Origin of the sequence: Streptosporangium jomthongense (genome assembly GCF_042650425.1) — a bacterium.
In the GTDB taxonomy this organism is placed as follows: Bacteria; Actinomycetota; Actinomycetes; order Streptosporangiales; family Streptosporangiaceae; genus Streptosporangium.
On sequence record NZ_JBHSBC010000016.1, the window covers coordinates 15,007 to 39,795 of the forward strand.

At 69.5% G+C, this 24,789-nt stretch carries 28 protein-coding genes; 10 read left to right on the forward strand and 18 right to left on the reverse strand.

Features of this window, described 5'->3' with window-relative positions:
- Positions 1-3: 3 nt before the first annotated feature.
- Positions 4-225: a hypothetical protein gene (locus ACFOYY_RS17500; RefSeq protein ID WP_386190320.1), complete on the reverse strand. Its 222-nt coding sequence runs from the start codon at positions 223-225 to the stop codon at positions 4-6.
- A 124-nt stretch (positions 226-349) separates the two neighbouring features.
- Here ACFOYY_RS17500 and ACFOYY_RS17505 point away from each other — a divergent pair, with 124 nt between their 5' ends.
- Positions 350-481 carry a LysR family transcriptional regulator gene (locus ACFOYY_RS17505; protein WP_386190321.1) on the forward strand — a complete coding sequence of 44 codons (132 nt, stop codon included), beginning with the start codon at positions 350-352 and terminating at the stop codon, positions 479-481.
- 3 nt (positions 482-484) lie between these two features.
- On the opposite strand, the gene ACFOYY_RS17510 is transcribed toward ACFOYY_RS17505, so the two are convergent.
- Together ACFOYY_RS17510 and ACFOYY_RS17515 are read right to left on the reverse strand one after the other, a co-directional pair.
- The gene (locus ACFOYY_RS17510) at positions 485-1,288 is read right to left on the reverse strand and encodes an ABC transporter permease subunit (protein ID WP_386190322.1); all 804 of its coding nucleotides are present in this window, start codon (positions 1,286-1,288) and stop codon (positions 485-487) included.
- A 5-nt stretch (positions 1,289-1,293) separates the two neighbouring features.
- On the reverse strand, positions 1,294-2,208 hold the full coding sequence (locus ACFOYY_RS17515) for an ATP-binding cassette domain-containing protein (protein ID WP_386190323.1): 915 nt from the start codon (positions 2,206-2,208) through the stop codon (positions 1,294-1,296).
- A 97-nt stretch (positions 2,209-2,305) separates the two neighbouring features.
- Here ACFOYY_RS17515 and ACFOYY_RS17520 point away from each other — a divergent pair, with 97 nt between their 5' ends.
- The 4 genes from ACFOYY_RS17520 to ACFOYY_RS17535 all read left to right on the forward strand — a co-directional run bounded on the left by ACFOYY_RS17520 (position 2,306) and on the right by ACFOYY_RS17535 (position 5,270).
- Positions 2,306-3,673 carry a sensor histidine kinase gene (locus ACFOYY_RS17520; protein WP_386190324.1) on the forward strand — a complete coding sequence of 456 codons (1,368 nt, stop codon included), beginning with the start codon at positions 2,306-2,308 and terminating at the stop codon, positions 3,671-3,673.
- Positions 3,670-4,317 carry a response regulator transcription factor gene (locus tag ACFOYY_RS17525; protein WP_362913459.1) on the forward strand — a complete coding sequence of 216 codons (648 nt, stop codon included), beginning with the start codon at positions 3,670-3,672 and terminating at the stop codon, positions 4,315-4,317. The genes ACFOYY_RS17520 and ACFOYY_RS17525 overlap by 4 nt, the downstream gene beginning before the upstream one ends.
- Before the next feature lie 132 nt (positions 4,318-4,449).
- Positions 4,450-4,803, forward strand: coding sequence for a VOC family protein (locus tag ACFOYY_RS17530; RefSeq protein WP_386190325.1), 354 nt, complete (start codon positions 4,450-4,452; stop codon positions 4,801-4,803).
- 14 nt (positions 4,804-4,817) lie between these two features.
- On the forward strand, positions 4,818-5,270 hold the full coding sequence (locus tag ACFOYY_RS17535) for a pyridoxamine 5'-phosphate oxidase family protein (RefSeq protein ID WP_362913435.1): 453 nt from the start codon (positions 4,818-4,820) through the stop codon (positions 5,268-5,270).
- A gap of 29 nt (positions 5,271-5,299) precedes the next feature.
- Here the strand turns inward: ACFOYY_RS17535 and ACFOYY_RS17540 are convergent, their stop codons facing one another.
- The 7 genes from ACFOYY_RS17540 to ACFOYY_RS17570 form a co-directional block, all read right to left on the reverse strand.
- Positions 5,300-6,445: a methyltransferase domain-containing protein gene (locus tag ACFOYY_RS17540; RefSeq protein ID WP_362913433.1), complete on the reverse strand. Its 1,146-nt coding sequence runs from the start codon at positions 6,443-6,445 to the stop codon at positions 5,300-5,302.
- Positions 6,446-6,447: 2 nt separating this feature from the next.
- Positions 6,448-7,362 carry a radical SAM/SPASM domain-containing protein gene (locus tag ACFOYY_RS17545; protein ID WP_352014519.1) on the reverse strand — a complete coding sequence of 305 codons (915 nt, stop codon included), beginning with the start codon at positions 7,360-7,362 and terminating at the stop codon, positions 6,448-6,450.
- 47 nt (positions 7,363-7,409) lie between these two features.
- The gene (locus ACFOYY_RS17550) at positions 7,410-7,631 is read right to left on the reverse strand and encodes a BldC family transcriptional regulator (RefSeq protein ID WP_352014520.1); all 222 of its coding nucleotides are present in this window, start codon (positions 7,629-7,631) and stop codon (positions 7,410-7,412) included.
- A 17-nt stretch (positions 7,632-7,648) separates the two neighbouring features.
- Positions 7,649-7,882: a hypothetical protein gene (locus tag ACFOYY_RS17555; protein WP_352014521.1), complete on the reverse strand. Its 234-nt coding sequence runs from the start codon at positions 7,880-7,882 to the stop codon at positions 7,649-7,651.
- A gap of 339 nt (positions 7,883-8,221) precedes the next feature.
- Positions 8,222-8,497 (reverse strand): hypothetical protein, encoded by a 276-nt coding sequence (locus tag ACFOYY_RS17560; RefSeq protein ID WP_386190326.1) that lies wholly within the window; start codon positions 8,495-8,497, stop codon positions 8,222-8,224.
- 83 nt (positions 8,498-8,580) lie between these two features.
- Positions 8,581-8,901, reverse strand: coding sequence for a hypothetical protein (locus ACFOYY_RS17565; protein WP_362913426.1), 321 nt, complete (start codon positions 8,899-8,901; stop codon positions 8,581-8,583).
- Complete coding sequence (locus ACFOYY_RS17570) at positions 8,898-9,254, reverse strand: hypothetical protein (protein ID WP_386190327.1); 357 nt, start codon at positions 9,252-9,254, stop codon at positions 8,898-8,900. Before ACFOYY_RS17570 ends, ACFOYY_RS17565 begins: the two co-directional genes overlap by 4 nt.
- A 290-nt stretch (positions 9,255-9,544) precedes the next feature.
- On the opposite strand from ACFOYY_RS17570, the gene ACFOYY_RS17575 reads away from it, so the two are divergent.
- The 3 genes from ACFOYY_RS17575 (at position 9,545) to ACFOYY_RS17585 (ending at position 14,534) form a co-directional block, all read left to right on the forward strand.
- Entirely contained in the window at positions 9,545-10,873 is a 1,329-nt protein-coding gene (locus ACFOYY_RS17575) for a helix-turn-helix domain-containing protein (protein WP_352014525.1), read from the forward strand.
- Positions 10,870-11,469: a YdcF family protein gene (locus tag ACFOYY_RS17580; protein WP_362913422.1), complete on the forward strand. Its 600-nt coding sequence runs from the start codon at positions 10,870-10,872 to the stop codon at positions 11,467-11,469. The genes ACFOYY_RS17575 and ACFOYY_RS17580 overlap by 4 nt, the downstream gene beginning before the upstream one ends.
- A 740-nt stretch (positions 11,470-12,209) precedes the next feature.
- Positions 12,210-14,534 carry an excinuclease ABC subunit UvrA gene (locus ACFOYY_RS17585; RefSeq protein ID WP_352014527.1) on the forward strand — a complete coding sequence of 775 codons (2,325 nt, stop codon included), beginning with the start codon at positions 12,210-12,212 and terminating at the stop codon, positions 14,532-14,534.
- 91 nt (positions 14,535-14,625) lie between these two features.
- Here ACFOYY_RS17585 and ACFOYY_RS17590 read toward each other — a convergent pair whose 3' ends face one another.
- The gene (locus ACFOYY_RS17590; RefSeq protein WP_362913420.1) at positions 14,626-15,222 is read right to left on the reverse strand and encodes a hypothetical protein; all 597 of its coding nucleotides are present in this window, start codon (positions 15,220-15,222) and stop codon (positions 14,626-14,628) included.
- Between the two features lie 248 nt (positions 15,223-15,470).
- Here ACFOYY_RS17590 and ACFOYY_RS17595 point away from each other — a divergent pair, with 248 nt between their 5' ends.
- Positions 15,471-16,055 carry an ArsR/SmtB family transcription factor gene (locus ACFOYY_RS17595; protein WP_386190328.1) on the forward strand — a complete coding sequence of 195 codons (585 nt, stop codon included), beginning with the start codon at positions 15,471-15,473 and terminating at the stop codon, positions 16,053-16,055.
- Positions 16,052-17,239 carry an MFS transporter gene (locus ACFOYY_RS17600; protein WP_386190329.1) on the forward strand — a complete coding sequence of 396 codons (1,188 nt, stop codon included), beginning with the start codon at positions 16,052-16,054 and terminating at the stop codon, positions 17,237-17,239. The genes ACFOYY_RS17595 and ACFOYY_RS17600 overlap by 4 nt, the downstream gene beginning before the upstream one ends.
- A gap of 90 nt (positions 17,240-17,329) precedes the next feature.
- Here ACFOYY_RS17600 and ACFOYY_RS17605 read toward each other — a convergent pair whose 3' ends face one another.
- The 7 genes from ACFOYY_RS17605 to ACFOYY_RS17635 form a co-directional block, all read right to left on the reverse strand.
- On the reverse strand, positions 17,330-18,130 hold the full coding sequence (locus ACFOYY_RS17605; protein ID WP_386190330.1) for a S1 family peptidase: 801 nt from the start codon (positions 18,128-18,130) through the stop codon (positions 17,330-17,332).
- Between the two features lie 130 nt (positions 18,131-18,260).
- The gene (locus ACFOYY_RS17610) at positions 18,261-19,376 is read right to left on the reverse strand and encodes a 50S ribosomal protein L11 methyltransferase (RefSeq protein ID WP_386190331.1); all 1,116 of its coding nucleotides are present in this window, start codon (positions 19,374-19,376) and stop codon (positions 18,261-18,263) included.
- A 4-nt stretch (positions 19,377-19,380) separates the two neighbouring features.
- Positions 19,381-20,541 carry a cytochrome P450 gene (locus tag ACFOYY_RS17615; RefSeq protein WP_386190332.1) on the reverse strand — a complete coding sequence of 387 codons (1,161 nt, stop codon included), beginning with the start codon at positions 20,539-20,541 and terminating at the stop codon, positions 19,381-19,383.
- Complete coding sequence (locus ACFOYY_RS17620) at positions 20,522-22,288, reverse strand: non-ribosomal peptide synthetase (protein WP_386190333.1); 1,767 nt, start codon at positions 22,286-22,288, stop codon at positions 20,522-20,524. Before ACFOYY_RS17620 ends, ACFOYY_RS17615 begins: the two co-directional genes overlap by 20 nt.
- Positions 22,285-23,040, reverse strand: a complete 756-nt coding sequence (locus ACFOYY_RS17625) for a thioesterase II family protein (protein ID WP_352014535.1) — start codon at positions 23,038-23,040, stop codon at positions 22,285-22,287. The genes ACFOYY_RS17620 and ACFOYY_RS17625 overlap by 4 nt, the downstream gene beginning before the upstream one ends.
- Positions 23,040-24,455: a condensation domain-containing protein gene (locus ACFOYY_RS17630; RefSeq protein ID WP_386190334.1), complete on the reverse strand. Its 1,416-nt coding sequence runs from the start codon at positions 24,453-24,455 to the stop codon at positions 23,040-23,042. Before ACFOYY_RS17630 ends, ACFOYY_RS17625 begins: the two co-directional genes overlap by 1 nt.
- Positions 24,445-24,789: phosphopantetheine-binding protein (locus tag ACFOYY_RS17635; protein WP_386190335.1), on the reverse strand; the 345-nt coding region annotated here is incomplete at its 5' end. The genes ACFOYY_RS17630 and ACFOYY_RS17635, both read right to left, overlap by 11 nt.

Below are 24,789 nucleotides of genomic sequence, written 5' to 3' on the forward strand. Positions count from 1 at the left end.
CTCCTAGCTGCGGATGATGGTCACGCTTGCCGCGTGGACCGGTGTGGCGATGAGGGTGGTCGATGCGAGAATCGCCCCCACCGGAATGAGACGCAGGCCGATGCGCATCGCGACCTGTCGCGCGCGGGATGAATTGCCTGCCGTAGGCATGGCCTCTCCTTTTCCTGGAATCTGGTCGGGCACATCCAATTGATTACGATTTCGATCGGGCGACACGGAACGCATCCGCCTGATTGATCTACATGTCATCCCAGGACGGAGCGGAGATCAACGACTGATCGGCGTATGCCTGACAGGCCGTGCCTGTCGATCCTGTTCACGCCTGTCAACGCGCTGAAATCATGAGGGCGTGGAGCTCCGCCGGCTTGAATACGCCATCGCGGTCGCCGAGGAACCGCACTTCGGAAAGGCCGCCGCCCGGATGCACGTCACCCAGCAATCGGGCGGCGAACAGATCCGCCGCCTGGAAAAGGAGAACTGAGGATCAGCGGACGTCGCGGCGGCGCAGTACGAGGTAACCGCCCCCGAGGGAGAGGACGACCCACAGCACGAGAACGCCCATCCCCGTCCAGGGACCGAGGTCGCGGCCGAACCTCGGATCGCCCGGCGGGCCGGTGAGGTGCATGATCACCGCAGCCGCCTGGTCGGGGAGATACTGGGTCACGGCCTTGAGGCCGGGGACGTTCCCGAGCCCCTGCGAACCGAGGAACAGCAGCGGCATCAGGATCGCGAGCGGCCCCGCCGAGCCACGCAGCATCGTCGCGACCCCCATGGCGAACACGCAGATCAGCGCCAGGTACAGCCAGGCCCCGACGACCGCCTGCGGCACCCCCGCCGCGCCGAACGAGGTGCGGTACGGCCCCAGCCCCGCCTGCGCGGCGACGAAGGCCGCCACCACCGAGAGCGCCGAGACGCCCAGGGCCGTCAGCAGCACGGCCAGCACCTTGCCCGTGTAGAACAGGCCGCGACGCGGCACCGCCGTCAGCGAGGCCGTGATCGTCCCCGAGGTGTACTCGCCGCCGACCACCAGCACGCCGAACACCACCAGGGGAAGCTGGCTCAGCGTGAGGCCGTAGAAGGTGATGAACAACGGGTCGAACCTGCTCTGCATCTCGCTCGGCATACGGGTGAAGCCGTTGGCGGTGCTCGCCCCGACGAGATACGCGAGGACGGCGCTGAGCACGAGCGTCAACGGCAGGACGAGGACCGTCGAACGCAGCGACCAGATCTTGGCCCATTCCGCGGCCACGACCGCCCGGATCGCCGTCGTCCGGGACGTCTCCGTCATGGCGCTCACCGCCGCCCGGCTTCGGTTCGGGCACCGGCCTCGGCACCGGTGAGCCTCATGAAGGCCTCCTCAAGGGAGGGCGACTGCGTGCTGACCTCGTGCAACGTCACGCCGTTGGCGGCGGCCAGCTCGCCGAGCCTGGCGGCCTCGACGCCGTGGACCTCAAGGGAGCCGTCCTCAGCCGCCCCCACCTGTATCCCGGACATGGCCAGCGCCTCGCGCATCCGCCCCGGCTCCGGGGTGCGCAGCCGTACGTGGGAGCGGGCGTTGTCCTCGACGAACCGCCGCACGGTCGTGTCGGCGAGCAACCGGCCCCCGCCGATGACCACCAGACGTTCGGCGGTCAGGGCCGTCTCCCCCATCAGGTGGCTGGAGAAGAAGACCGTCCTGCCCTCCGCGGCCAGGGTCCTCAGCATGCCCCTGATCCACAGGACCCCCTCGGGGTCCAGCCCGTTGACCGGTTCGTCCAGCAGCAGCACCGGAGGGTCACCGAGCAGGGCGGCGGCGATGCCGAGCCGCTGGGTCATGCCGAGGGAGAGGGAGCCCGCCCGCTGTCGCGCCGCGCCGGTGAGCCCGACCGTCTCCAGGACCTCCCCGACCCGCCCCCGGGGGACGCGGTTGGTCCTGGCCAGCCACAGCAGGTGGTCGAAGGCGGTGCGGCCCGGGTGCACGGCCGGCGGCGACAGCATGACCCCCACCCGCCGCAGCGGCTCGGGAAGCCGCCGGTACGGCACACCGTCGAAGAGGACCCGTCCCGCGCAGGGGTGGTCGAGGCCCAGCATCAGCCTCATCGTGGTGCTCTTGCCCGCGCCGTTGCGGCCCAGGAATCCGGTGACGTGACCGGGTTCGACCGTGAAGGACAGGTCGTCGACGACCGCCCTGCCCCGGTGTCGTTTCGTGAGATTCCGTACTTCGATCACCCGTTCAGGCTAGGAACGGGGCAGGTCACGCACAGTCCTCGAAAGTCTCCGGTCCCGACGACGAAAGTCGCGCACGACCACGCATAGCCTGCTGGGCATGGGCCGACACCTCATCGCCGCCGCCGTGGTCGTCGTGGACACCGTGCTGTTCCTCTCCGCGCACCGGTCCTGGCCCGTCGTGGCGTACGCCCTGGCGACGGTGCTGGTGGTCGTGCTGCGCACGCGGAGCCCGGTCGCCGCCTTCGTCGCGGCCCTGGCGCTCGCCTCGCTGAGCGGCGGCTCCTACATCCTGCTGCTGTGGAGCGCCTACCAGGCCGGGCAGGAGGTCCTCTCCCGCTCCGGCGTGGCGGTGGTCGCCGGTGCCGGCGCGGGTGGCCTCGCCGTACGGCTCGCGGCGGGGCCGTTGACCCCGCAGGCGGTCGGCACCCTGCTGTCCACCTACCTCGTGTTCGTGGCGCTGCCGCTGCTCGTCGGCCTCTATCTCGCGCAGCACCGGAGGCTGGTCGCGGCCCTCGACCAGAGCAACCGGCAACTGCGGCTGCGGCGGGACCTCCTGGCCGAACAGGAACGGCTGCGCGAACGCCTGCGGATCGCCAGGGACATGCACGACTCCCTCGGCCACCGGCTCAGCCTGGTCTCCGTACAGGCCGCCGCCCTTGAGGTCTCCGCGTTGCCCGTACGGCACCGGCAGGCCGTCGGGCAGCTGGCCGAGTCCGCGCGGGCCGCCATGCACGAGCTGCACGACCTGGTCGGGGCGCTACGCGGCGAGGAGGAGCCGTCCAGGTCTCCGGCGGTCGAGGCGATCGGCACCGTGACCGAGGAGTTCCGCCGGGCGGGCGTCCCGGTGACGTTGCGGGAGCGGGGGCGGCCGCGTCCCCTGTCCTTCGCGGCGGGACAGGCGGCCTACCGGGTGGTCGAGGAGGGGCTGACCAACGCGGCCAAACACGCCCCGCGCCAGCCGGTCACCGTGAACGTCGACTGGGAGTCGGACGCCCTGCTGCTCACGGTCGTCAACCCCCTGCCGGAGCGGCCGGAGACCGGGGCCGGGGATGAGACGCGAGCCGGAGTCGAGGCCGGGTGGGACGGTCTCTCGGGTCCCGGGGTCTCGGGTCTTGGGAGCGAGGGTTCTGAGACCGGGGCCGGGGCCTCGGATCTCGGAGCTTTGGGTCCCGAGGTCGGGGCCGAGGCCGGTAGGGGAGATGTCCCGGGTTCTGGGAGCGGGGGCCACGGTCTCGCGGGGCTCGCCGAGCGGGTACGGCCCGCCGGTGGGGTCCTGGACCACCGGCTGTCCGGCGACGGCTTCCGGCTCTTCGCGATGCTCCCCGTCACGCCTCTGGAGGAGGATCCCGTCGTGGACGACCTGCCCGCCGTGGGACGGGTCCGTACGGTCGCCCTCGGCGCCGCCGTCGCGGTCCTGATGTTCGTGACACTGCCCGCGAGCCTGCTGCTGGGGGTGGTCCGGTGATCAGGGTCCTGGTGGCCGACGACGAACCGCTGATCACGGCGGGCATCCGCACGGTGCTGGAGTCCGCGCCCGACATCGAGGTCGTGGCCGAGGCGGCGAACGGCAGGGCCGCCGTCGAGGCGGCGCTCGGGCACCGCGTGGACGTCGCGTTGGTCGACGTCAACATGCCGGTGCTCGACGGCCTGAGCGCGATCGAGGAGCTGCGCGGGCTGGTGCCCGCACTGCGGACGCTGGTGCTGACGTCGTTCGGCACCGAGCCGAACGTGGTGCGGGCGCTGCGGGGCGGCGCGGCCGGGTTCGTGCTCAAGAGCTGCGCGCCGGACGAGCTGATCCGCGCCGTCAGGGCCGCGTACGGCGGCGACGCCTACCTGTCTCCCCCGGTCACCCGGCTGGTCCTGGGCATGGTCACCCCCGCCGAGGTGGACCGCAGAAGGGAGGCCGCCGAACTGCTCGGCGCGCTGACCCCCCGCGAGGACGAGGTCCTGCGGCTGCTGGCCGAGGGCATGTCGAACGCCGAGATCGGCCGTGGGCTGGCGATGAGCGAGGCGTCCGTCAAAACCTACGTGAGCCGGATCCTGACCAAGCTCAACTGCTCCAACCGCGTCCAGGCCGCCCTACTGGTCAGGGACGCGGGCCACCGCTGATTCCGGGGTGCTTCAGGGGCCGGTCAGAATCGGAGAAGCGCCGGGGCGTGGGACACAGATAGCGTGGTCATCGTGAACGGGGATTTACCCCCGACACATCACCAGATATACGCATTTGATCCAGGAGCGACCATGGCTGACTCTTCCCACCAGGGCATCAGGACCGTGCTGCACCCCGTCTCCGACCTGGCGGCGGCCAAGGCCGTCTACACCGCCCTGCTCGGAGTGGAGCCGCAGGCCGACTCCCCCTACTACGTAGGCTTCGACGTCGAGGGCCAGCACATCGGGCTGGTGCCCTCCGGACCGCAGAGCCCGGACGCTCCGGTGGCCTACTGGCACGTGACCGACATCGAGGCGAAGCTGGCCGAGGTGACCGCCGCCGGAGCCACCGTGAAGGAGGCCGCGCACGACGTCGGCGGCGGCCGTCTGGTGGCCACCTTCACCGACCTCGACGGCAACGTCCTCGGCCTCCTCCAGGACAAGTGAGCGACACACCGGCTATGAACGACGCACCCCGCTCCCGTGTCCAGCGACGTCACGACGCCGAGCACCGGCTCGCCCACGACGTCGACCTCTGGGTGGCCAGCGCCTCGGCGGACGGAGTGCCGTACATGGTGCCGCTGTCCTTCGACTGGGACGGCGAAGCGCTGCTGCTGTCCACCCCGGCCAACAGCCCGACCGGCAGGAACCTGGCCGCCACCCGAACCGTCAGGCTCGGGCTCGGCCACACCCGCGACGTGACCATGATCGAGGGCACGGTCGAGGTCCTTGAGATGGACGCGCTGTCCCCGGAACAGGGAGACCGCTTCGCCAAGCGCACCGGCTTCGACCCGCGCGAGTCGGCCGGGCCGTACCGCTGGTTCCGCGTCTCACCGCGCCACATCCAGGCCTGGCGCGAGGTCGAGGAACTCCGAGACCGCGACCTGATGCGCGACGGCCACTGGCTGGCCTGACCCGGGTACGGCGAGGCCGTACCCGGAGGTCATCCGATGGTGGCCGCCCACCTGCCGCGTCGCAGATGGATCGTCCCGTCCGGGGTGATGTGGGCGTGGGCGCCGCGCAGCGGTAGTTCGCCGTGCTGTAGCCAGTAGTGCCGGACCTCGTCGAGCCTGTCCCACAGGCGGCGAGGGCCGCCCTGGTGGACGGTGGGCGGCTCGTCCGACCGGGCGGCGGCTCGGGCCCATGACCCGTCGGCGTGGACCATCCGGGCCGTGCGCACCCCGTCGTCGTCCTCCATGTAGTGGTGTTCGATACCGGGACAGACGACCTCCAGCATGGTGGGCAGGTCCCAGTTGTAGGCGACGTCCAGCACCGGGTACCGGCCCCGGGTGACCTCCTCGCCCTCGGCGTCCCACACGGTGTCGAACAGGCCGCGTGCCCCCGGCGGATAGTCTCCGCCGGAGCGGGTCGGCATGAACATGGCGCGGTCCCACTCGATGCGGCCTTCGGCACCGCCATCGTCGCTTTTGCCCGCGGTGATGATGAGCGAGGTGTTCGCGATGACCGCGGCGAACCGCCCACCGGGCCGCAACGCCGCCAGCCAGGAGGCCGGGATGGGCCGTACCGACACCATGGAGACGATGCAGTCGTACTCGCCCGGCAGCGGCCCGGTCGCGTCGACGGCGAGAACCTTCGGGCGCAGGCCGACGGTGTCCAGCCGTACGGCGGCGGCCTCGACAAGGTAGGGGTCCACGTCCACGCTCGTCACCCGGTCATCGCCGAGATGCCCGGCCAGCAGGGCGGCGCTGTATCCCGAACCGGTGGCGACATCGAGCACGTCCGCCCCCTCGTAGACCTCGGCATGGTGGAACATCCGCACGACCAGGCCTGGCAGCGTGGACGACGACGTGGGCTGCCCCTTGATCACCGTCCCTGCTTCCGCGTGGTCGGCGTGGACCCCGGCGACCTGGGTGACGACCGTCTGGTCGTCGTAGACCGTGTCCATCCACGTCTCTGCGTCCCCCGGACCGTCGTGCAGATCCCAAGTGCGGCTGTAGGTTCCGGCGGGCGTGTCCCACCAGCGCGGCACGAACAGATGCCGGGGCGTGGTGGCGACCGGCACCCGCCACTGCGACCCACGAGGGACGGCAGCGGCGGCGAGCCAGGCGGCACGAGGTTGCCAGTTCATGGTCACTTCTTACCGGGCGGGGTGAAGTCCGGGTTGCAGAAGCGTGGAGAGCAAGCCGGTTTCTCCGAAGGCGGACAGTCCCTGCCGTCCTGCTTGGTGGGGCGGCAACTGTTCTTTTCCGGCTCGCACTCCTCTCCCATTCGAGGATCGGGCACCAGAGTCAGAGCCTGCGCCCAGGTGACGCCGGTCAGAATGTCGACCAGCGGCGTGGTCAGCACGTTTCCACCGCGCATGTTCCGCGCCATGGGGCACGGGGTGAGACTGCCGTCCGGCAGCACCGCAGCCGACCCACGGCCGCATGCACCGCACAACTCAGTAAGGTCCGGGGCACCACGGGAAGGGCGGCCCAGCAGCCGCATCCGGTCGATCCCGATCTGCGTCACGCCCAACCGCTGTAGCAGTTCCTGCCCCTCGTCGAGGCGCTGGCCGTCCAGCACACGAACCATGCCGGCCCGCAACGGGATCCCCCGGTCCAACGCCGTGGTGATGTTGTCCTGGGTTCGGGCCAACGTGTTACGGCCGGTGATCAGCATGTGCTCACGGGCATCGTCGCTGTAGAAGGACGTGGCGAGCCGGACACCCGGCTGGGAGAGCGTGTCCCACAGAGACTCCGGTATGTGCACGAGGTTGCTGTAGACCTCGACCTCAATTTTGGCGGCCAAGGCGTGACCGATCAGGCCAGGTAGCGCTTTGTGGAGGGTCGGCTCACCCCCGATGAACTGGACCTGGCGGGTACCGAGAGCAGCGGCCTGGTCGATGACTCCCTTCCAGTCGAGGATGGTCATGGTGCCATCCGTCCCGGTCGGCGAGCTGGACGCGTAACACTGGACGCATTCCAGCTGGCACTTTCCGGTCAACTCCAGCCACAGGAACCGCAGGCCGGTCGCATTGGCGTGCTGTGGAACGGTCATTGACATCCCTTTCGCATCGGGTCTTGAACGGGCATGTGCGGCGGATTCGGTGATCAGGTGGGGTTCAGCAGGGCATTGATGTCGCTCTCGCGGTAGCGGCGTTGCTTGCTGGGGGTTCTTACCGAGGGGATGCGCCCGGTCAACGCCCACCGGTTGACGGTCTTGGGGTCCACGCCGAAGATCCGGGCGACCTCGCCGGGCGTGAGAAGCCGTTCGGTGGTGTCTGGACCGGTGGTGAAGGTGCCGTCCGGGGCGACGGCCTTGAGTGGGGACATGGAGGCTCCGTAGGGGGTCAGTAGCGGCTGCGGTGGAGGATCTCGTCGTGCCGGGCGAGCGTGCGGGCCAGCCGGTGGAGGGTCGTACGGCCGAGCACGTCGCGGGCCCCGGCCCTGCGCTGGTCGGGGCGGAGCGGCTCGTAGTGGATGGCCCACCACCTGGGGAGGCCGGGCAGGTGCCGTTGTTCGTACTGCCAGGCGGGGTGGGTGCTGACGAGCAGGCCGATGAACCGGCGTTCGTACTCGGTCATGGTCGTCCTGGTTCGGAGGGCGGGCGGGAACACGCTTCGCTCGGGCCGGGGGTTTCCGAGGGCTTCGTTCTGGCCACGAAGCCCGGAGTTCGGGGCCTTTCGTGAAGCGGGTGCCCGGCCCCGAGCCGGGGAGCACGGACCGGGCACCCTGGAGGAGGACCGGCCCCACACGCTCAGGGCCGGTGCGCCAGACGGCTCCCTCCTTCCCCAGCACGCTCGGCGTGTGTGGGAGCCGTCTCGCGAGGGGTGCGGCTCAGGTCCCTCCTACCTGAGCCGCACGTTCATGGGTACGGCGAAGCGGCGGGTGGGATGACGTCCCACCGCCCGCCGTACCGGCTTCTAGGAACGCAACAGTCTGCGCAACGCCGTAGACCGACCCGGCGCGACGGCGTGAACGGCCCGGGAGATCCGGGCGGCCCGGGTCTGCAGAGCACGAGCGACGGCGACGGCCTGGATGCTCGGCGGCACCACCGGGAACACCTGAGCGGCCAGCTTGCGGTCCAGCTCTTCAGCGGACCCGGCCCGTACCAACAGCACGTCCCCGGCGTACGGCCTGCCAGGCAGGGCGCTCCGGTAGGCGCTCCACAGGCCGGAATGCGAACTGTGGAAGACCAACCAATCCGGGTGAGCCGTTTGCAGACTGTCGCAACTGGGATGTGCGACACCGGAGGCTTGACACGGCGATCCGGAGAGAGACATCATGCCGCCCTTCTCGCCGACCGCAACCGTCGCCTCCCGGCCGATCGCCGCCCGTCAGCGGTCGGCATCCGCAGGGTCAGAAGCGCCTCGGCCTCACGCATCCGCCGCTCCAACCCCTCGGAGGTGGCGTCGCTGACGATCACCGGCTGCGGAGCAGGCCACGAACACAACCCGTAGAACCGGCGCATGCCCAGGCTGTAGAGCACCGTCCACCCCGGCCAGGCCCGCTCCAGCACCTCGGCCTCCGCACGGGCCGGGCCGTCCCACACCCGCCGATACACCAGGCTGTACGGCCGCCCATCACGATGCCGCCCGATCACGAGGACACCTCCTCAGCCGGGGCGGTGCCCTTCGTGCTGGGGGCCGGGAGACGGGCCAGGTGCTCGACGATCCGACGGGCCGCCTCCTCCACCTGCGCGACCGGGACCTGATGAGCCCGCTCGTTCCGGTACTTCCAGAAGAAGTCCTTCTCTCGAAGGTCGGTCCAGATCACAAACTCCATCGAGGGCACCTCCAGCAACGGAGCCCCGTCGTCACACCGGAACACCACCTCCACCCGCGACCGGGTGAGCAACCCCTGAAGCCGACGCAACTGCGGCGCCTTGGGGTCGTAGAAACCCTCACTGACCTTCCGACGCAGAGCGTCGGCCATGGGCGTACCGATGGGGAACACAGCGGACTCCTTGGGTGAGGTGGCCCCAGGGGGCGTTTTCGACGCGGCGACCTCCCTGAGGGCCGCCGGGGCGGTCTTGGGAAGGTCGTTTTGGGACTCTTTTTGAGGAAGTGCCCACCCGGCTTTTACTACGCCAAATGGGTCATTTGGCGCCTGAACGCTCTGAGACTTCTGCCGTTCGCGTTCACTTGTTGCCGGGCTCAAGCAGCATCTGCCATTTGACGGCACTATGGAGGGGCACTCGCGCGTGCCCACAGCGTGCCCACACGCTGACCGAAAAGGATCCCCTGGTGGAAATACCCGATCTGCCGCTTCCGGACCTGTTGAAATACCTCCGAAACGCCGCCAGAATGACGCAGGCGGAGGAGGCGGAAAGGCTGTGCGCGCACACCGGCACCTGCACCCTCACCCGGCACGAGGTCGGTAGATGGGAACAAGGCCGCGTCAGGCCGGACGCATGGCTTCCCGCCCTCGCGGAAGTCCTTGGCGTAGATCTGGACATCCTGGAGAGAGCGCCCTCCAAAAAACGCTCGGCCGCTTCGTATGCTGGCCCGAGTAACGACTTGGGACAGGAGAGTGAGTTGCTGCGCCGAACTTTCCTGAGGCAGGGGATCACGCTGTCCGGCTTGCCGATCCTGCACCAAGGCCAAAACAACCGCGTCATACAGGCACTTGGTGTGATCGCCAACGATCGTCCCGGTGGTGTCGCAGAGGGCATCGGTGACCTCGTCGAACACTACGCGTTGACGCTCTACGCCCTTCCACCGGCCGACGTCTACGACGAGTTGTTCATGGTCCGGTCATACGCGAGTGACGTTCTCGACCGTACCGGCCCCGCGCCACGTCGTGCCGACCTCGCCCTCGCCGTTGGCTGGTTGTCCCATCTGCTCGCTGTGGCGGCATGCGACATGGGAGAGCATGCCACGGCTCGGGTTTGGTGTTCCGACGCCGAACGCCGCAGTCAGGAAGTGGGACATCCGGAGCTGGCGGGGTGGGCCATTCTCACGAAAGCCATGATCGCGTTTTACCAAGGGCAGCCGCATCAGTCGGCGGCACTGGCCGCACAAGGGCAAAGAACCACGTCCATTGGTACGGTCGTTCACGCGAAGCTCGCCTCGCAGGAAATGCGTGCGGCGGCGATGGCTGGCGATGCCAATCGCATGACACATGCCAGACGCCATAGCGCCAAAGCGATAACGAGACTTCCCGTTGATGCTCCGACCATGGGGGTGTTCTCCATCGCCTTGACGGAGGATCCTCCGTACACCGCGACGTCACTGCTACTGGTGGACCGCTTCAGCGAAGCCGTGACGACCACCAACAGGGTGATCCAGACCGTCTACCCGTCAGAGGTGCGGCAACGCGGAGAACACCCCTCCGGCTACGCGCGTTCCCTGCTCATCCTGGGACTCGCTCACGCTGGCCTTGGGCGGCTGGACGAGGCCGTCGCCGCCGGCCAGACCGCCCTGGCCAGCAGCCGCCCGGCATGGCCAACGATGGTGTTGGCAGGAAAGCTCGACAAGACTCTGCGAACCGACTTCAAGGATGCACGCCAGACCGCGGATTATCATGCCCGCTATCTGGAAGTGACCGGCGGCCCGGCTGAGGACCATGTATGACCGACGACATCGATCACGAGCAAATCTCCGCCATCACCGCGTTCGTCGACACCGCGACCCCGCCATCCGACGAACCAACCGCCCATCTCATCTTCGGCACCAATCAGATCCGACCGGCTGAGATCGCGGCCGAGCGGTACCACCGTGGGCTTGCCCCGATGATCATCGTGACGGGCGGCGTCAACCGCCACAACGGCATCGTCGAGGCGGCCATGTTCCACCGTTTCCTCCTCGAACGCGGCGTCCCCGACGACGTCATCCGCTACGAGGACCGGTCCGCCAACACCTGGCAGAACATCGAATTCGCGCTGCCGTTCCTCCGCGAGGCGCTGGAACGCGAACTGACCGTCACGGCCATCTGCAAGTGGTACCACCGCCGCGCGATCCACATCCTGAAAACCTTCGTCCCCGATATCGGCGCCTTTCACGTCATCACCTGGGACCCCGTTTACGCCGGGCAACCCGTCACCCGTACCAACTGGCCGCACATCCCCGACGGCAGACGCCGGGTGATTCGCGAATGGCAGGAGGTACCCCGCCGCGTGGCAGAAGGCAGCTTCACCGACGTGAAACTCGTCAACGGAACCTGGCACTGAGTTTCGCCACCGGATCCGGGCGGGGAGGATCGTTGTTTCCCGTTCCGTGGAGGTACGCTACGGAAGCCCTGGTAGATCCGATCAGGCCTCAAGATGATCAACGCTCTGACCTGCACCGCTGCATTACCGCCGGACTGCTGCAGAACCAGCGTGTCCCGCTTCCACAGCACCCGGCCTGACCTGGGACTTTACCCTCGGGTCGCTCATCACCCTGAAGGGTTCGCAACAGGGACTCACCGGCCGACTGCAGGGTGGACGGCAAGGTCGCTCATCACCCTGAAGGGTTCGCAACACCATGCTGGCCAGGAGCAGCAGGTCGGTGATGTGTTGTCGCTCATCACCCTGAAGGGTCCGCAACGCCCCCAGCCCGCCAGTAACCACGAGTACGCCCATCGAGGGGACGAGACCCCGGGCCGTGGGAAAATTTGTGCGAAAACCCCGGGGAAAGAAGCTCGCATTGTGCTCGAAGCCCTCCAGATCGGGCTAGGGTCTGTTTCCGGGTCTCTCCCCCCTTGCCATGATCGTTCGGACGGCGCCCTGTGGCGTTGTCACCTCACCCCCGCAAGAACCGCGTGGACCGCGAACATCGCGTGAATCCTGCGGACGCGCCCAACAACCGCCGTGAGCTTCGTCTCGTGGCGTGTCCATCCGGATGGTTCCGGCTGTGGTGGAGATCCCCGACAACCCAGGCGACGCCGACGGAAGACCGCGAAAGCGGTTCCCAGACGGATGGAGAGAAGTTGAGCAAGGCCATCAGAACGGACACGCAGTCGCCCGCATCACACACCGCCGACAGTCATGACCTGATCCGCGTGCAGGGTGCGCGGGAGAACAACCTCAAGGACGTCAGCGTCGAGATCCCCAAGCGGCGGCTGACGGTCTTCACCGGAGTCTCCGGCTCCGGCAAGAGCTCGCTGGTGTTCGGCACGATCGCCGCGGAGTCCCAGCGGTTGATCAACGAGACCTACAGCGCCTTCGTTCAGGGCTTCATGCCCACGCTGGCCCGGCCCGAGGTCGACCTCCTCGAAGGGCTGACCACGGCGATCATCGTCGACCAGGAGCGGATGGGCGCCAACTCCCGTTCCACCGTCGGCACCGCGACCGACGCCAACGCGATGCTGCGGATCGTCTTCAGCAGGCTGGGTGAGCCGAGCGCCGGGCCGTCGTTCCACTACAGCTTCAACCTGCCCGCCGGGGCCTGTCCTCGCTGTGAGGGCATGGGCAAGGTGACCGACATCGACCTGACCCAGCTCTTCGACGCGAGCAAGTCGCTCAACGAGGGCGCGATCACCATCCCCGGCTACACCCCGGACGGCTGGCTGGTGCGGGTCTTCACCTCCTCCGGCTTCATGGACCCGGACAAGCCCATCCGCGACTACAGCGAGACCGAGCTGCACGACTTCCTGTACCGCGAGCAGACCAAGGTGAAGGTCGAGAGCATGAACCTCACCTACGAGGGTCTGGTCCTCAGGGTCCAGAAGTCGTTCCTGGCCAAGGACAAGGAGGCGTTGCAGCCGCACATCCGGGCGTTCGTCGACCGGGCGGTCACCTTCACCGCCTGCCCCGAGTGCGGGGGCACCCGGCTCAACGAGGCCGCCCGTTCCTCGCGGATCAACGGCGTCAACATCGCCGACGCCTGCGCGATGCAGATCAGCGACCTGGCCAAGTGGGTACGCGGCATCGACGAGCCCTCGGTCGCGCCGCTGCTGGCCACGCTGCAGCAGACCCTCGACTCGTTCGTGGAGATCGGGCTCGGCTACCTCTCCCTCGACCGGCCCTCGGGCACGCTGTCGGGCGGTGAGGCGCAGCGCACCAAGATGATCCGTCACCTCGGTTCCTCGCTGACCGACGTCACCTACGTCTTCGACGAGCCGACGACCGGTCTGCACCCCCACGACATCCAGCGGATGAACGGCCTGCTGCTGCGGCTGCGCGACAAGGGCAACACCGTGCTCGTCGTCGAGCACAAGCCGGAGGCGATCGCGATCGCCGACCACGTCGTGGACCTCGGCCCCGGCGCCGGTACGGCGGGCGGCACCGTCTGCTTCGAGGGCACCGTGGAGGAACTGCGGGCCAGCGGCACCCTCACCGGCCGCCACCTCGACGACCGCGCCGCCCTCAAGGAGAAGGTGCGCACGCCGAAGGGTGCCCTGGAGATCCGGGGCGCCACCTCGCACAACCTGCGCGAGGTGGACGTGGACATCCCGCTCGGGGTGCTCGTCGTGGTCACCGGTGTCGCCGGGTCGGGCAAGAGTTCGCTGGTGCACGGGTCGATCCCGGCGGGCGCGGGCGTGGTCTCGATCGACCAGGGCGCGATCCGGGGGTCGCGGCGGAGCAACCCGGCCACCTACACCGGGCTGCTCGACCCGATCCGCAAGGCGTTCGCCAAGGCCAACGGCGTCAAGCCCGCGCTGTTCAGCGCCAACTCCGAGGGCGCCTGCCCCAACTGCAACGGCGCCGGTGTCATCTACACCGACCTGGCGATGGTGGCCGGGGTGGCGACCGTCTGTGAGGAGTGCGAGGGCAAGCGCTTCCAGGCGTCGGTGCTCGACCACCACTTCGGCGGGCGGGACATCAGCCAGGTGCTCGCGATGTCGGTGAGCGAGGCCGAGAAGTTCTTCGGCTCGGGTGAGGCGCGCACTCCCGCCGCGCACGCCATCCTCAAGCGGCTCGTCGACGTCGGGCTCGGCTACATCAGCCTGGGTCAGCCGCTCACCACGCTGTCCGGCGGCGAACGGCAGCGCCTCAAGCTGGCCACCCACATGGCGGAGAAGGGCGGCGTCTACGTCCTCGACGAGCCGACGACCGGTCTGCACCTCGCCGACGTGGAGCAGTTGCTCGGTCTGCTCGACCGGCTCGTCGAGTCCGGCAAGTCGGTCATCGTCATCGAGCACCACCAGGCCGTGATGGCGCACGCCGACTGGATCATCGACCTCGGTCCCGGTGCCGGTCACGACGGCGGCCGGATCGTCTTCCAGGGCACGCCCGCCGAGCTGGTCGCCGCCCGCTCCACCCTCACCGGGGAGCACCTGGCGGCGTACGTCGGGGCCCACACGGAGTCCTGAGCGAAGGTCTGACGTGAAGCGCCGGGCGTCGTCACCGCGACGCCCGGCGCGATCGTGCCCCTGAGGTCGCCTCGGCCTCAGGGGGTCGGGGTCATGAGCACCTGGCCACCTGGCAGATCTTGGCGAGCATTGTCTGGGCGTCCTTCGTCTGGTGTGCGAAGTCTGTCTTGTCGGGGGCTCCCCACTCCCCGGATCGGGCGTAGACGACCAGCGCGTTGCCACGGCGGGTGAGGACCACCCGTTCGCCGCCGACCTTGGCCTTGTTGCCCTGGTAGAGCTGTCCGGTCACGGCCAGCCCCTCGTCGCCGAGGGCCAGGGGGCTGCCGGAGTACCGATAGGCCGTCTGTGACGTCTGGATGGCGGGGCAGCGGACCAGGGCCTTGCGCACGTCGGCCAGGGCCTGGGAGGCGGCCTTCGCCGACTGGTAGAGGATGACCTGCTCGGAACGCTGGTCGGAGACCGCGACGTAGGTGACCGTACGGGCCGCGATCCTGCCCGCGGCGGCGGGAGAGCCGACGTAGCAGGGGTTCACCGCGAGCTTGGCGTCCTTGGCCTGGCTGACCGACCACATGCCGTTCACGCTCTTCTGCTCCGCGGCCTTCTCGTACAGCAGGAACCCCGGCGGAATCGCCCCCGCGGAGGCGGATGAGGACGCGAACGCGAGGGCGGGGGTCATGACAGTCGCCATGACAACAGCGAGGGTGCAGGTTGTCAGGATCTTCATGGAAGGTGAGACGTATGAGACCCCTGGGATGGTTCGCCCGATCCGTCATCAGACCGATCGGGCATGAGTCCCGCACTGGACCGCAGGTCACGACGTGTCGACCGACTGCCACACGACAGTCACTCTCATGACGGCCAAGTGACGGCGCGTCAACCTTTCACTCATTCTAAAGAATTCTTGCGAAAGGGTTCTTGTCTCATCATAATGGCGCCATGGACGAGCACCCCGCCATCACCGATCCGCGAGCACTGCGTGCTCTGGCGCATCCCATCAGGCTCGCGTTGCTCGAAGCTCTCGGAGTGCTGGGCACGGCCACCGCGACACGGTGCGCGGAGGTGACCGGAGAGAGCGTCGCGAGCTGCTCGTTCCATCTGCGCACCCTCGCCGAGTACGGCTTCATCGAACGGGCACCCTCCCATACCAGGGAGAAGCCGTGGCGGCTGGCCAAGCCCGTCCAGTCGATCGCGTCCACGGCCGGGACCACCCCGACGGGAAACGCACTCGCGGAGGTGTTCCTCGAAAAAGAGTTCGCGCGCCTGCGTGCCTGGCGTGGGCGCATGGAATCAGAGCCCGAGGAGTGGAAGAACGCGAGCCTGGTCCTGGGCGCCACTCTCTGGATGACCCCGACGGAGTTGTCGGAGTTCAGGGAGTTCCTCAGGGCGATGGTCATGGGATACCTCGACCGGGTCGAGAAGGCCGAACTGCGGCCCGAGGGAGCCCGGCCGGTGCGACTGTTCATGGCCAGTAGCGCCGAGCACTACCCGGAACCCGCCGACGACGCGGCGACCCAGGCATGAGCGCGCTGGGCGACTCACGCTTTCGCAGGCTCCTGGCCGGTCAGTCGCTCAGCACTTTCGGCGACAGCGCGCTGTACCTGTCGCTGGGCATCTGGGCCAAGGACCTGACCGGCCAGAACGCGGCGGCGGGAATGGTCTTCCTCTGCCTGTCCCTGCCGGTGGTCCTCACCCCGTTCGCAGGCCACATCGTCGATCGACTACGCCGTAAACCGCTGCTCATCGGGGTCAACGTCGTCGCCGGCATCGGCGTGCTGGCCCTGCTGCGGGTGCACACGGTGGCCGATCTGTGGATCATCTACGCGGTCGCCCTCGGGTACGGTCTCTCCTTCATCCTGTTGCGCCCCGCCCAGGTGGGACTGGTCAAGGAGATCCTCTCCGGGGAGGACCTCGCGGGCGCGAACGCCGCCATCCGGACGGTCGGCGAGGGCATCCGGCTGTTCAGCCCGCTGGCCGGAGCCGCCGTCTACACAGCGGTCGGCGGCCCCATGCTCGCCGTGATCGACTCGATCACCTTCGCCGTCGCGGTCGTCATCCTGCTCACCCTGCGCGTCGAGGAGTCCGCCCCGACCCCGCCCCAGGAGCGCGAGCCGTTCCGGCGGGAGATCACGGCGGGTTTCCGGCAGATCGCGAGCACTCCCCTGGTGGCCTTCACCACGGTCGCCGTCGCCGCCAGCTTCGCGGTGATCGGCCTGCTGGACACGGTCGACTTCGCGGTCATCGAGTACGGACTGGGGCGTCCCGCCTCGTTCTTCGGCGTGCTGATGTCGGTCCAGGGCGCGGGCGGGATCTGCGGCGGCCTGGTCGTCGCCGCGCTGATCCGCAGGTACGGCGAGGCCAGGTCGGTCGGCGCGGGCCTGCTGACGGTCGCCGTCGGTACGGCGCTGCTGACCACGACGAGCCTGCCGGTGGTCGTCGCGGGGTTCGCGATGATCGGCTGCGGGGTGCCCTGGCTGGTGGTCGGCTACACGACGGCGTGGCAGCGTTCGACGCCGCAGCAGGTTCTGGGCAGGGTGGCCGCGGCGGCCGACCTGGCCACGGTGGGGCCGCAGACGCTCTCCATCGCGCTCGGCGCCGCGCTCATCGCGTCGGTCGACTACCGCGTCCTGCTGGGCGTCTGCTGCGCGGTCCTGGCCCTTTCGGGGGCCGTGCTCCTGCGCAGGGCCCCCAAGCTCGTCGCCGCCTGACGAATCACTGCCTGACGAGTCACCGCCTGACCGGGCGCTGGCCGGACTCCCACGACCGGCCGAGGACGGCCTTCCCCACGGCTCCGGGCGTCAGCCGTACTTCTTGATGGTCCTGCTGATCCAGTCCGCGTAGGCGGGGACGTTGACGTAGAGGCCGGGGCCCTCCGCGCAGGACGGGCTGGCGGCGCCGGGCCCCGAGGTGACGCCGATGAGCTCCCAGCGGCCGGTACGGCCCCGCCGGATCTGCGGTGAGCCGGAGTCGCCGTTGCAGGCCATGGCGTCGCGCACCCGGCTGACCGTGCACAGGCGCCTGCCCGAGGCGTAGCCGGGGCCGCACTCGGAGACGGCGCCCCTGCGGGTGTCGAGTTCCTGGAGCCGTTCGGCCATCTTCCACTCGGCCGGGTTCTTGCTGAACACGGTGGTGCCGAAGCCGATGATCCTGGTCGGGGTGCCGGGGCGGCCGGGCTGTTCGGCGATCCTGACGGGTTCCTGGGTGACCGGGCGGTCCAGGCGGATCAGGGCGATGTCGTCGCGGTTGGGGCCGCCCTTGAGGTTCTGCCGGAACCCGGGGTGGACCACCTTCTTCGAGATGGCGCGGACGGTGCCTCCCGAGGTGCGGTTCTCGCTGCCGACCCGGACGGTTCCCACCGGGATCGAGCCGATCTCCGTGTTGAGGCAGTGGGCCGCGGTCACCACCCACCGCGGGTGGATCAGCGCCGCTCCGCACTGGCCGTCCTTGAGGCCCTGGGCGGGGGCGGAGATCGGGACGGACGCCATGAACGGGTAGGACTCGGTGGAGTCCTTGCCGTTGATGATCGCTCCGGCGCTGCCGGCCGTGGCGGCGAGGCAGGCCGTACCGGCGACGACGACGATGGCGAGACGTGACGCCACCCGGCGGGATGATTGCATGCCAAACAAAAGGGCCAGCCCTTCAGTGGGAATTAATACTGAATAAGGCTATTTATCCGCTTTTGTCGGGAAAATCCTGTCAGCACGTGGCCGTACGGTAGGGACAGCCCCCTCAGCCGGGCAGGGTGAGCGTCACCAGGGTAGGGACCACCTCGCGGATCCGGCGTTCGCGGAGGTGGTCGACCAGCCGGGCGGCCCCTGCGGCGCCGTCGGCCATGAGACAGCCGGGGTCGAGTCTGCCCCTGGTGACGGCGGCGGCGGAGATCGCCAGCGGAGAACGGCGCAGCTCGGCCACCTGGACGTCCTGTTCCTCCGGCAGCCAGCCCCGCACCAGCTCCGGCACCGAGGGGCTGTCCTCGGGCACCTCGACGATCAGCAGCACGCGGGCCGTACCCTCGGGGTGGAGCGCACCGGGCATCGCGGCGGCCACGAAACCGAGGGCGTGCTCGGCGCTCATCCAGCCGACCTCGACCTCGGCGTGGTGGTTGGGACCGGTCGGGCTGTTGAACACCAGGTGGTCGGCCAGGTCCCCGACCGCGAGCCCGGAACGCAGGTCCGCCACCCGGAAGTCGGTCTTCTCCTCCGGGCCCACGTCGAGCCCGTTGACCAGGGCGTTCACCTGGGAGTACGCGACCGCCCTCGGGTTGAGATCGACACCGACGACCGAGGAGCAGCCCTCCCGCAGCGCCAGCGCCAGAATCCCGCAACCGCTCCCGACGTCCAGGAGCCTGCCATCGACGGGACCGAGGTTGTCCAGCAGTTCGAAACTCGACGCGTGCGGTGGCATGACCAGCGTGGACCGGCCGGCCATGGTGACCGAGGCGTCACCCCTGAACAGCTGGTCGGACAGCAGATACATGGAACGGCAGGGCGAGACGGAGACCTCCGACGTCACCGTCCCGTCCCGCTCGGCGACCAGTTCGAGCCCCGCGAGCAGCCCGCGCAGCGCGGTGGGCACCACCTTCGTGTAGACGTCCCCGGGCACCTCGCCGTTGCGCACGAAGAGCTGCGCCATGACGCCCGCCGGGCTCGTCAGCAGCTCGGGGACCCGCTCGGCGGAGCAGACGGCGTAGAAGGCCGTGTTGCTCAGCAGGTCCGTCGGGTCCTCGGCGGACAGGGCGGCGGCCGTCGCCTCCTCGGTGAACCCCACCTCGCGCAGCGCCCCGCCGAGGGAGCGCAGAGCCTGGACGCCACGTGCCCGCGCCACCTGGGCGCCCGGTTGCCACACAACGTCACCTGCGGTGCAGGCGGACCGGGAAGGAGTCCAGCCCGAAGTTGATGATGGAGGAGTTGTACTCGGGTTCGCCGAGCGGTTCGACCTCCGCCACCAGCCTGGACAGCTCCGTGAACAGCACCCGCAGCTCGGTCCTGGCCAGCGGCCCGCCGATGCAGTAGTGCTCGCCCCAGCCGAAGGCGATGTGCCGATTGGGGTGCCGGTTGAGGTCGAGGCGGTGCGGTTCGTCGAAGACGGCGGTGTCCCGGTTGGCCCCCGGCGTCCACACCACGACCCGGTCGCCCGCCTTGATCCGCTGCCCGGCCAGCTCGGTGTCCGTCTTGGCCGTGCGCAGCACGTGCAGCCCGACGGAGGTCCACCGCAGCAGCTCCTCGGTGGCGAGCTTCGGGTCGGCCTTGCCGTCCAGTTCCCGCCAGGCGTCGGTGTTGCGCACCAGGGAGAGCATCGCCATCGCGGCCGTGTGCCGTACGGTCTGGATGCCGCCCACGATGATGTTGTCGCAGTTCAGCACGACCTCGTCGAGTTCGAGGTCGGCGGCGAGCGCGCTGATGACGTCGTCCCCCGGGGCGGCCTTGCGCTCCATCGCGAGCTGCAGCAGGTACGGCAGCAGCCGCTGGTGCGCGGCACGCCGTTCCGCCGGGTTGCGGCCGAGGAACGCCTGGTCGCACATCGCCACGATCTCGTCGCGGTCCTCGTCCGGGATGCCCATGAGGTCGCACATCACGGTGAGCGGGACGACCGCCCCGATGTCCTTGACGAAGTCGATCTTCTCCCTGACCAGCAGCCGTTCGATGACGCCCTCGGTCAGGTCGCGGATGCGCTCCTCAAGGACGTTGGCGCGCCTGGCGGAGAAGAACGGCATGACCGGGTCACGGTAGGCGCGGTGCTTCGGCGGGTCGCTCAGCGCCATCATCCGCCCGGCCCCGGCGGGGGGACCGTACCCGGTGCCCAGCAGCGAACCGCCCTGTGAGCTGTAGGTCTTGGCGTCGCCGAGGACCGCGAGCGACTCCCGGTGGGTGAGCACCGCCCACAGGGGGCCCTCCTGGCCCGACTCGTGCCGCTGGACCGCGCCTTCACCCCGGATCTCGTCGAGGATCGTGTACGCGTCGTCCCTGGCCCAGAATCCGGCGTCGGTGAGGTCATAGGTGTCCAGCAGCATTGGGATTCCTTTCCGCTGTCTGGTCCGGCTCTGCTGACTCGGCCGGGTTTCCGGCGAGTTCACGGTCGACGCGGGCGGCCAGTTCCCGCAGGGTCGGGTGGTCGAACACGGCCCGTACCGGCAGCCCGACCTCGAACCGCTCCAGCACCTCCGCCGTGACCTGCGGCGCGAGCAGCGAGTAACCGCCGACGGTGAAGAAGTCGTCGTCCGGTCCCACCTGCTCGCAGCCGATGACCTGGCACCAGATCTCCCCGAGCACGCGTTCCGTCTCGGTGCTGAACGCGACCGGTTCGACACCCCGGTCACGGGCGTCGGGGGCGTCCGGGGTGGGCAGCCGCAGCCGGTCGATCTTGCCTGTCGAGGTCAGCGGCATCTCGTCGAGCACGACGTACGCCGCCGGGATCATGTACGTGGGCAGCGACCTGGTCAGCCGCCGGTGCAGCGCGGCGACGTCGATCACCGCGTCGGGGCGCGGCTGGACGTACGCGGCCGGGCGCAGCGTCTCCGGGCTGTCGCCGTAGGTCCTGACGGCGGCCTGGGCGACCGCCGGGTCGCGGTAGAGCGCCGCCTCGATCTCCCCCAGCTCGACCCGCGCACCCCTGATCTTGACCTGGTCGTCGATCCTTCCCGAGAAGACCAGCCCTCCGTCGGCCGTACGGCGGGCCAGGTCACCGGTGCGGTAGGTCTGTTCGGGCAGGAAGACCTGTCGTGTCTCCTCGGGCCGGTTGAGGTAGCCGTGGGCGAGGAACCCGCTGCGGACGCGGATCTCCCCGATCTCCCCGTCCGGCACCGGCCGTCCGTCCTCGTCGGTCAGCAGGATCTCCCGTCCGGGGATGGGCCTGCCCAGCGGGATCGGATCGACGGCGTCCTGCGGCACCTGCTGCGAGGTGGCGAGGATGCACTCGGTCGGCCCGTAGAAGTTGTGCACGGCGGCCTTGGGGAAGGCGTCGCGGGCGGCCAGCACGAGCTCGGCGTGCAGCGACTCGCCGAACAGGCTCAGCGTCCGCACGCTGCCGACCGGCGCCGATCCCGCCGCGGCGTCCAGCAGGTGACGGCACAGGCTCGGCACGGTCTGCAGGTGCGTCACCTCGTGTTCGACGATCCACCGGTGGATCCTGGCCGGGTCGCCCTTGACCTCCCCCGGCGGGATGACCAGCGCGGCCCCGCCGTGCACCGCCGTCATGATCTCGACGTAGGCGGCGTCGTAGGCGAGCCTGGCCCACTGGAGCATCCGCGCGCCCTGACGCGTGTCGAGTTCGGTCGAGAGCCAGCGGGTGAGCTGGTCGAGGTTGCCGGTGCGCTGCACGATGCCCTTGGGGGTGCCGGTGGAGCCCGAGGTGTAGACGACGTACTCGGTGTCCTGCGGTACGGACGTCCGCCTCGCCTCACCCGTCGCCCGCCGTACGACCGTGGCCTCGTCCCCCTCCACCTGCACGAGCGCCGTGGGGAAGGGGTCGGCGCCCGCGGGGGCGAGCACGGCGACCGGGGAGGAGTCGGCCACGATCGCCATCTGCCGCTCAAGCGGCTGGTCGGCCGTCAGCCAGGCGAACGGGGTACGCGCCCGGCGGGCGGCCAGCAGCGCCGCGACCGCGTCGGGGCCGTCGGGAACGGTGATCACCAGCACGTCACCGGGCCGCAGCCCGGCGCGGACCAGCGCCGCGCTGTACTGCGCGGCCCGCCGCTCAAGTCCTCGGTAGGTCAGCGTGCCCGACTCGGTGATGACGGCGGGGGCGTCGGCGCGGTTCATGCCACACCCGCCGAGGTGCTCAGGAAGTCGGCGACCGTCCGCGCCAGCACGGCTCCGGCCGCCTGGACCACCAGGTGGCCTCCTTCGAGGACCCGCATGCTGTACGGCCCGGTCGTGCTGCGCGCCCAGCCCGTCATCTCCTCACCGCTCACGGTCGGGTCGTCGGTGCCGACCAGCCCGAGCACCGGGCAGTCGAGCAGCGGCTCCCACCGGTGCAGGTAGTCCTGGCACAGGTTGAGGTCGGCGCTCACGACAGAGAGGACCAGATCCCGCAGGTCAGGGTGGTTGAGCACCTCGGTCACCGTGTCGTCGATGGAGGTCAGGAAGGTCACCACGTCCTGCGTTCCCGTCGGCCCGGGTGGGCCGTTCCACAGGTGGGGCGGCAGCAGCGCGGCCAGCACGCACGCGACGGGCGGGTTCTCCGGCGACAGCTCCCTGGCCACGTTGTAGGCGACGAGCGCGCCCATGCTCTGGCCCAGCAGGGCGTACCTCCCGGTGGCGAACGGCCGCATCGCCGCGCTCACCCAGGCGACCAGCTCGTTCACGTCCGCGGCGTGCGGCGCGGTGAACCGCCCGCCCCTGCCGGGCATCCGTACGGCCCACACCTCGATCTCGGGGGGCAGTTCCCTGGCGAGATCGGCGAAGGCGGGCGCGTCCCCGCCGGCGTGCGGGAAGCAGAACAGCCGGGTCTCCGCGTTCGGCCTGGGCACCGGCACCCAGAACCAGTCGGTCACCAGCATCGGCGCCGTCATCACATTCCCCCGTTCTCCGTGGTGTCCGCGCCTGCTCCACTCCGGGTGCCCTCGTTCGTGACGCGGCGCGGGGAGACGTCGAGCTTCGAAAGCGGCAGGTCGGGATCGGCCACGACCTGGGCGAGCAAGGACTGGTAGCCGGCGAGGAGGTTCTCGGCCGAACTCCCGTCGAACAGATCGGTGCGGTAGCACAGCAGCGTCTCGACGGTCTCCGCCGCGGTGTCGAGCACGTGCAGCTCCAGGTCGAGTCTGGTGACCTGCTGACGCACCCCGTCCCACTCCTCGACCTCGATGTCGTGCCAGCGGGCCGGCTGTGCGCGGTGCGGCGTGCGCAGCAGCTGGAACCCCACCTGGACCAGTGGGTTGCACGTGGGGTCACGCGGGACGCCGAGGTGGTCGACCAGCATGTCGAAGGGGAGCGAGTCGTGTTCGAGCGCGTCGAGCGTGGCCGATCCGACCTGGGCCACCGCCTGCCGGAAGGACGGATCTCCCGACAGGTCGCCACGCAACGGGACGGTGTTGACGAAGAACCCGACGGTCGCGTGGAACTCCGGCCGCGACCGCCCCGCGACGGGGACGGCCAGGACGACATCGTACGCTCCGGTCCACCGGGCCAGCAGCATCATGAAGGCCGTGACGGTGGTGACGAACATCGTGCTGCGCAGTTCACCGGTCAGCCCGCGCAGCCGTACGGCCAGCGGCGGCGGCACCGCGTCCGGCAGCTCACCGCCCGCGAGCGTCTGCGAGACCGAACGCGGCCGGTCCGTCGGCAGAGGCAGTACGGCGGGCGCCCCGAGCAGCCGTTCCCGCCAGTGGGCGAACTCCCGCTCCAGGTACTCACCGCCCAGCAGGCCGCTCTGCCAGGCCGCGTAGTCGGCGTAACCGGCCTGCGGGAGGGGCAGCTCGACCTCCTCGCCCTTCACGTACGCCGCGTACAGTTCCCCGATCTCGGCCGTGACGATCTGCACCGACCACGCGTCGATCACGATGTGGTGCATCTCCAGCAGCAGGATGTGCCGCTGTTCGCCCAGTCTCAGCAGGTTCGCCCGCACCGGGGCGGCGGCGGCCAGGTTGAAGGGCCGCGCCACCTGCGCGGCGGCGAACTCGGCGGCGTCCCCACCCTGGGAGGCCAGATCGACGTACGGCAGCGGCACCTCACCGGGGGGTTTGATCCGCGCCCCGGGACGGCCCCGCTCGGCGGGGAAACTCGTGCGCAGGGCGTCGTGCCTGGCGACCACCTCGGTCAGCGCGCGCCGCAGGGCCTCGACGTCGAGGGCGCCGCGCAGCTCGTAGCCCAGGCACACGTTGTACTGCGTCGATTCCGGGTCGAACTGCTGCAGGAACCAGAGCCGGTGCTGCGCGGGAGACAGGGGAAGACGTCCGGTCTCCGCCGCGCTCCTGTGCTCAGTGCTCATCGGGGGACGCCGCCGTGTCGGGAGCCGTGAGTTCCGTACCTGCGGGGAGCCGCTCACCGACCCAGGTGACGAAGGCCGCGAAGTCCTCGGCGTCGTACAGGTCGCGGAGCGTCAGCTCGACCTTCAACCGGTCACGCACCAGGAACAGCAACCGTACGGCTGCCAGCGAATGCCCGCCCAGCGTGAAGAAGTTGTCCGCCGAGACCACGGCGGGAACCCCCAGGACCTCTTTCCAGATGCCGACGAGGGTGTCGTGCAGGGGACTGGTTCGCTGCTCGACGACGTCGCTGGTCGGTAGGGGGGTGAGGGTGTGGGGTGGGGGCAGGGCGTTGCG

Coding starts and splice junctions, on each gene's coding strand:
- ACFOYY_RS17500 (WP_386190320.1), bottom strand. CDS start 225: ATGCGTTCCGTGTCGCCCGATCGAAATCGTAATCAATTGGATGTGCCC.
- ACFOYY_RS17510 (WP_386190322.1), bottom strand. CDS start 1,288: ATGACGGAGACGTCCCGGACGACGGCGATCCGGGCGGTCGTGGCCGCG.
- ACFOYY_RS17520 (WP_386190324.1), top strand. CDS start 2,306: ATGGGCCGACACCTCATCGCCGCCGCCGTGGTCGTCGTGGACACCGTG.
- ACFOYY_RS17530 (WP_386190325.1), top strand. CDS start 4,450: ATGGCTGACTCTTCCCACCAGGGCATCAGGACCGTGCTGCACCCCGTC.
- ACFOYY_RS17535 (WP_362913435.1), top strand. CDS start 4,818: ATGAACGACGCACCCCGCTCCCGTGTCCAGCGACGTCACGACGCCGAG.
- ACFOYY_RS17540 (WP_362913433.1), bottom strand. CDS start 6,445: ATGAACTGGCAACCTCGTGCCGCCTGGCTCGCCGCCGCTGCCGTCCCT.
- ACFOYY_RS17545 (WP_352014519.1), bottom strand. CDS start 7,362: ATGTCAATGACCGTTCCACAGCACGCCAATGCGACCGGCCTGCGGTTC.
- ACFOYY_RS17550 (WP_352014520.1), bottom strand. CDS start 7,631: ATGTCCCCACTCAAGGCCGTCGCCCCGGACGGCACCTTCACCACCGGT.
- ACFOYY_RS17555 (WP_352014521.1), bottom strand. CDS start 7,882: ATGACCGAGTACGAACGCCGGTTCATCGGCCTGCTCGTCAGCACCCAC.
- ACFOYY_RS17580 (WP_362913422.1), top strand. CDS start 10,870: ATGACCGACGACATCGATCACGAGCAAATCTCCGCCATCACCGCGTTC.
- ACFOYY_RS17590 (WP_362913420.1), bottom strand. CDS start 15,222: ATGGCGACTGTCATGACCCCCGCCCTCGCGTTCGCGTCCTCATCCGCC.
- ACFOYY_RS17595 (WP_386190328.1), top strand. CDS start 15,471: ATGGACGAGCACCCCGCCATCACCGATCCGCGAGCACTGCGTGCTCTG.
- ACFOYY_RS17600 (WP_386190329.1), top strand. CDS start 16,052: ATGAGCGCGCTGGGCGACTCACGCTTTCGCAGGCTCCTGGCCGGTCAG.
- ACFOYY_RS17615 (WP_386190332.1), bottom strand. CDS start 20,541: ATGCTGCTGGACACCTATGACCTCACCGACGCCGGATTCTGGGCCAGG.
- ACFOYY_RS17620 (WP_386190333.1), bottom strand. CDS start 22,288: ATGAACCGCGCCGACGCCCCCGCCGTCATCACCGAGTCGGGCACGCTG.
- ACFOYY_RS17625 (WP_352014535.1), bottom strand. CDS start 23,040: ATGACGGCGCCGATGCTGGTGACCGACTGGTTCTGGGTGCCGGTGCCC.
- ACFOYY_RS17630 (WP_386190334.1), bottom strand. CDS start 24,455: ATGAGCACTGAGCACAGGAGCGCGGCGGAGACCGGACGTCTTCCCCTG.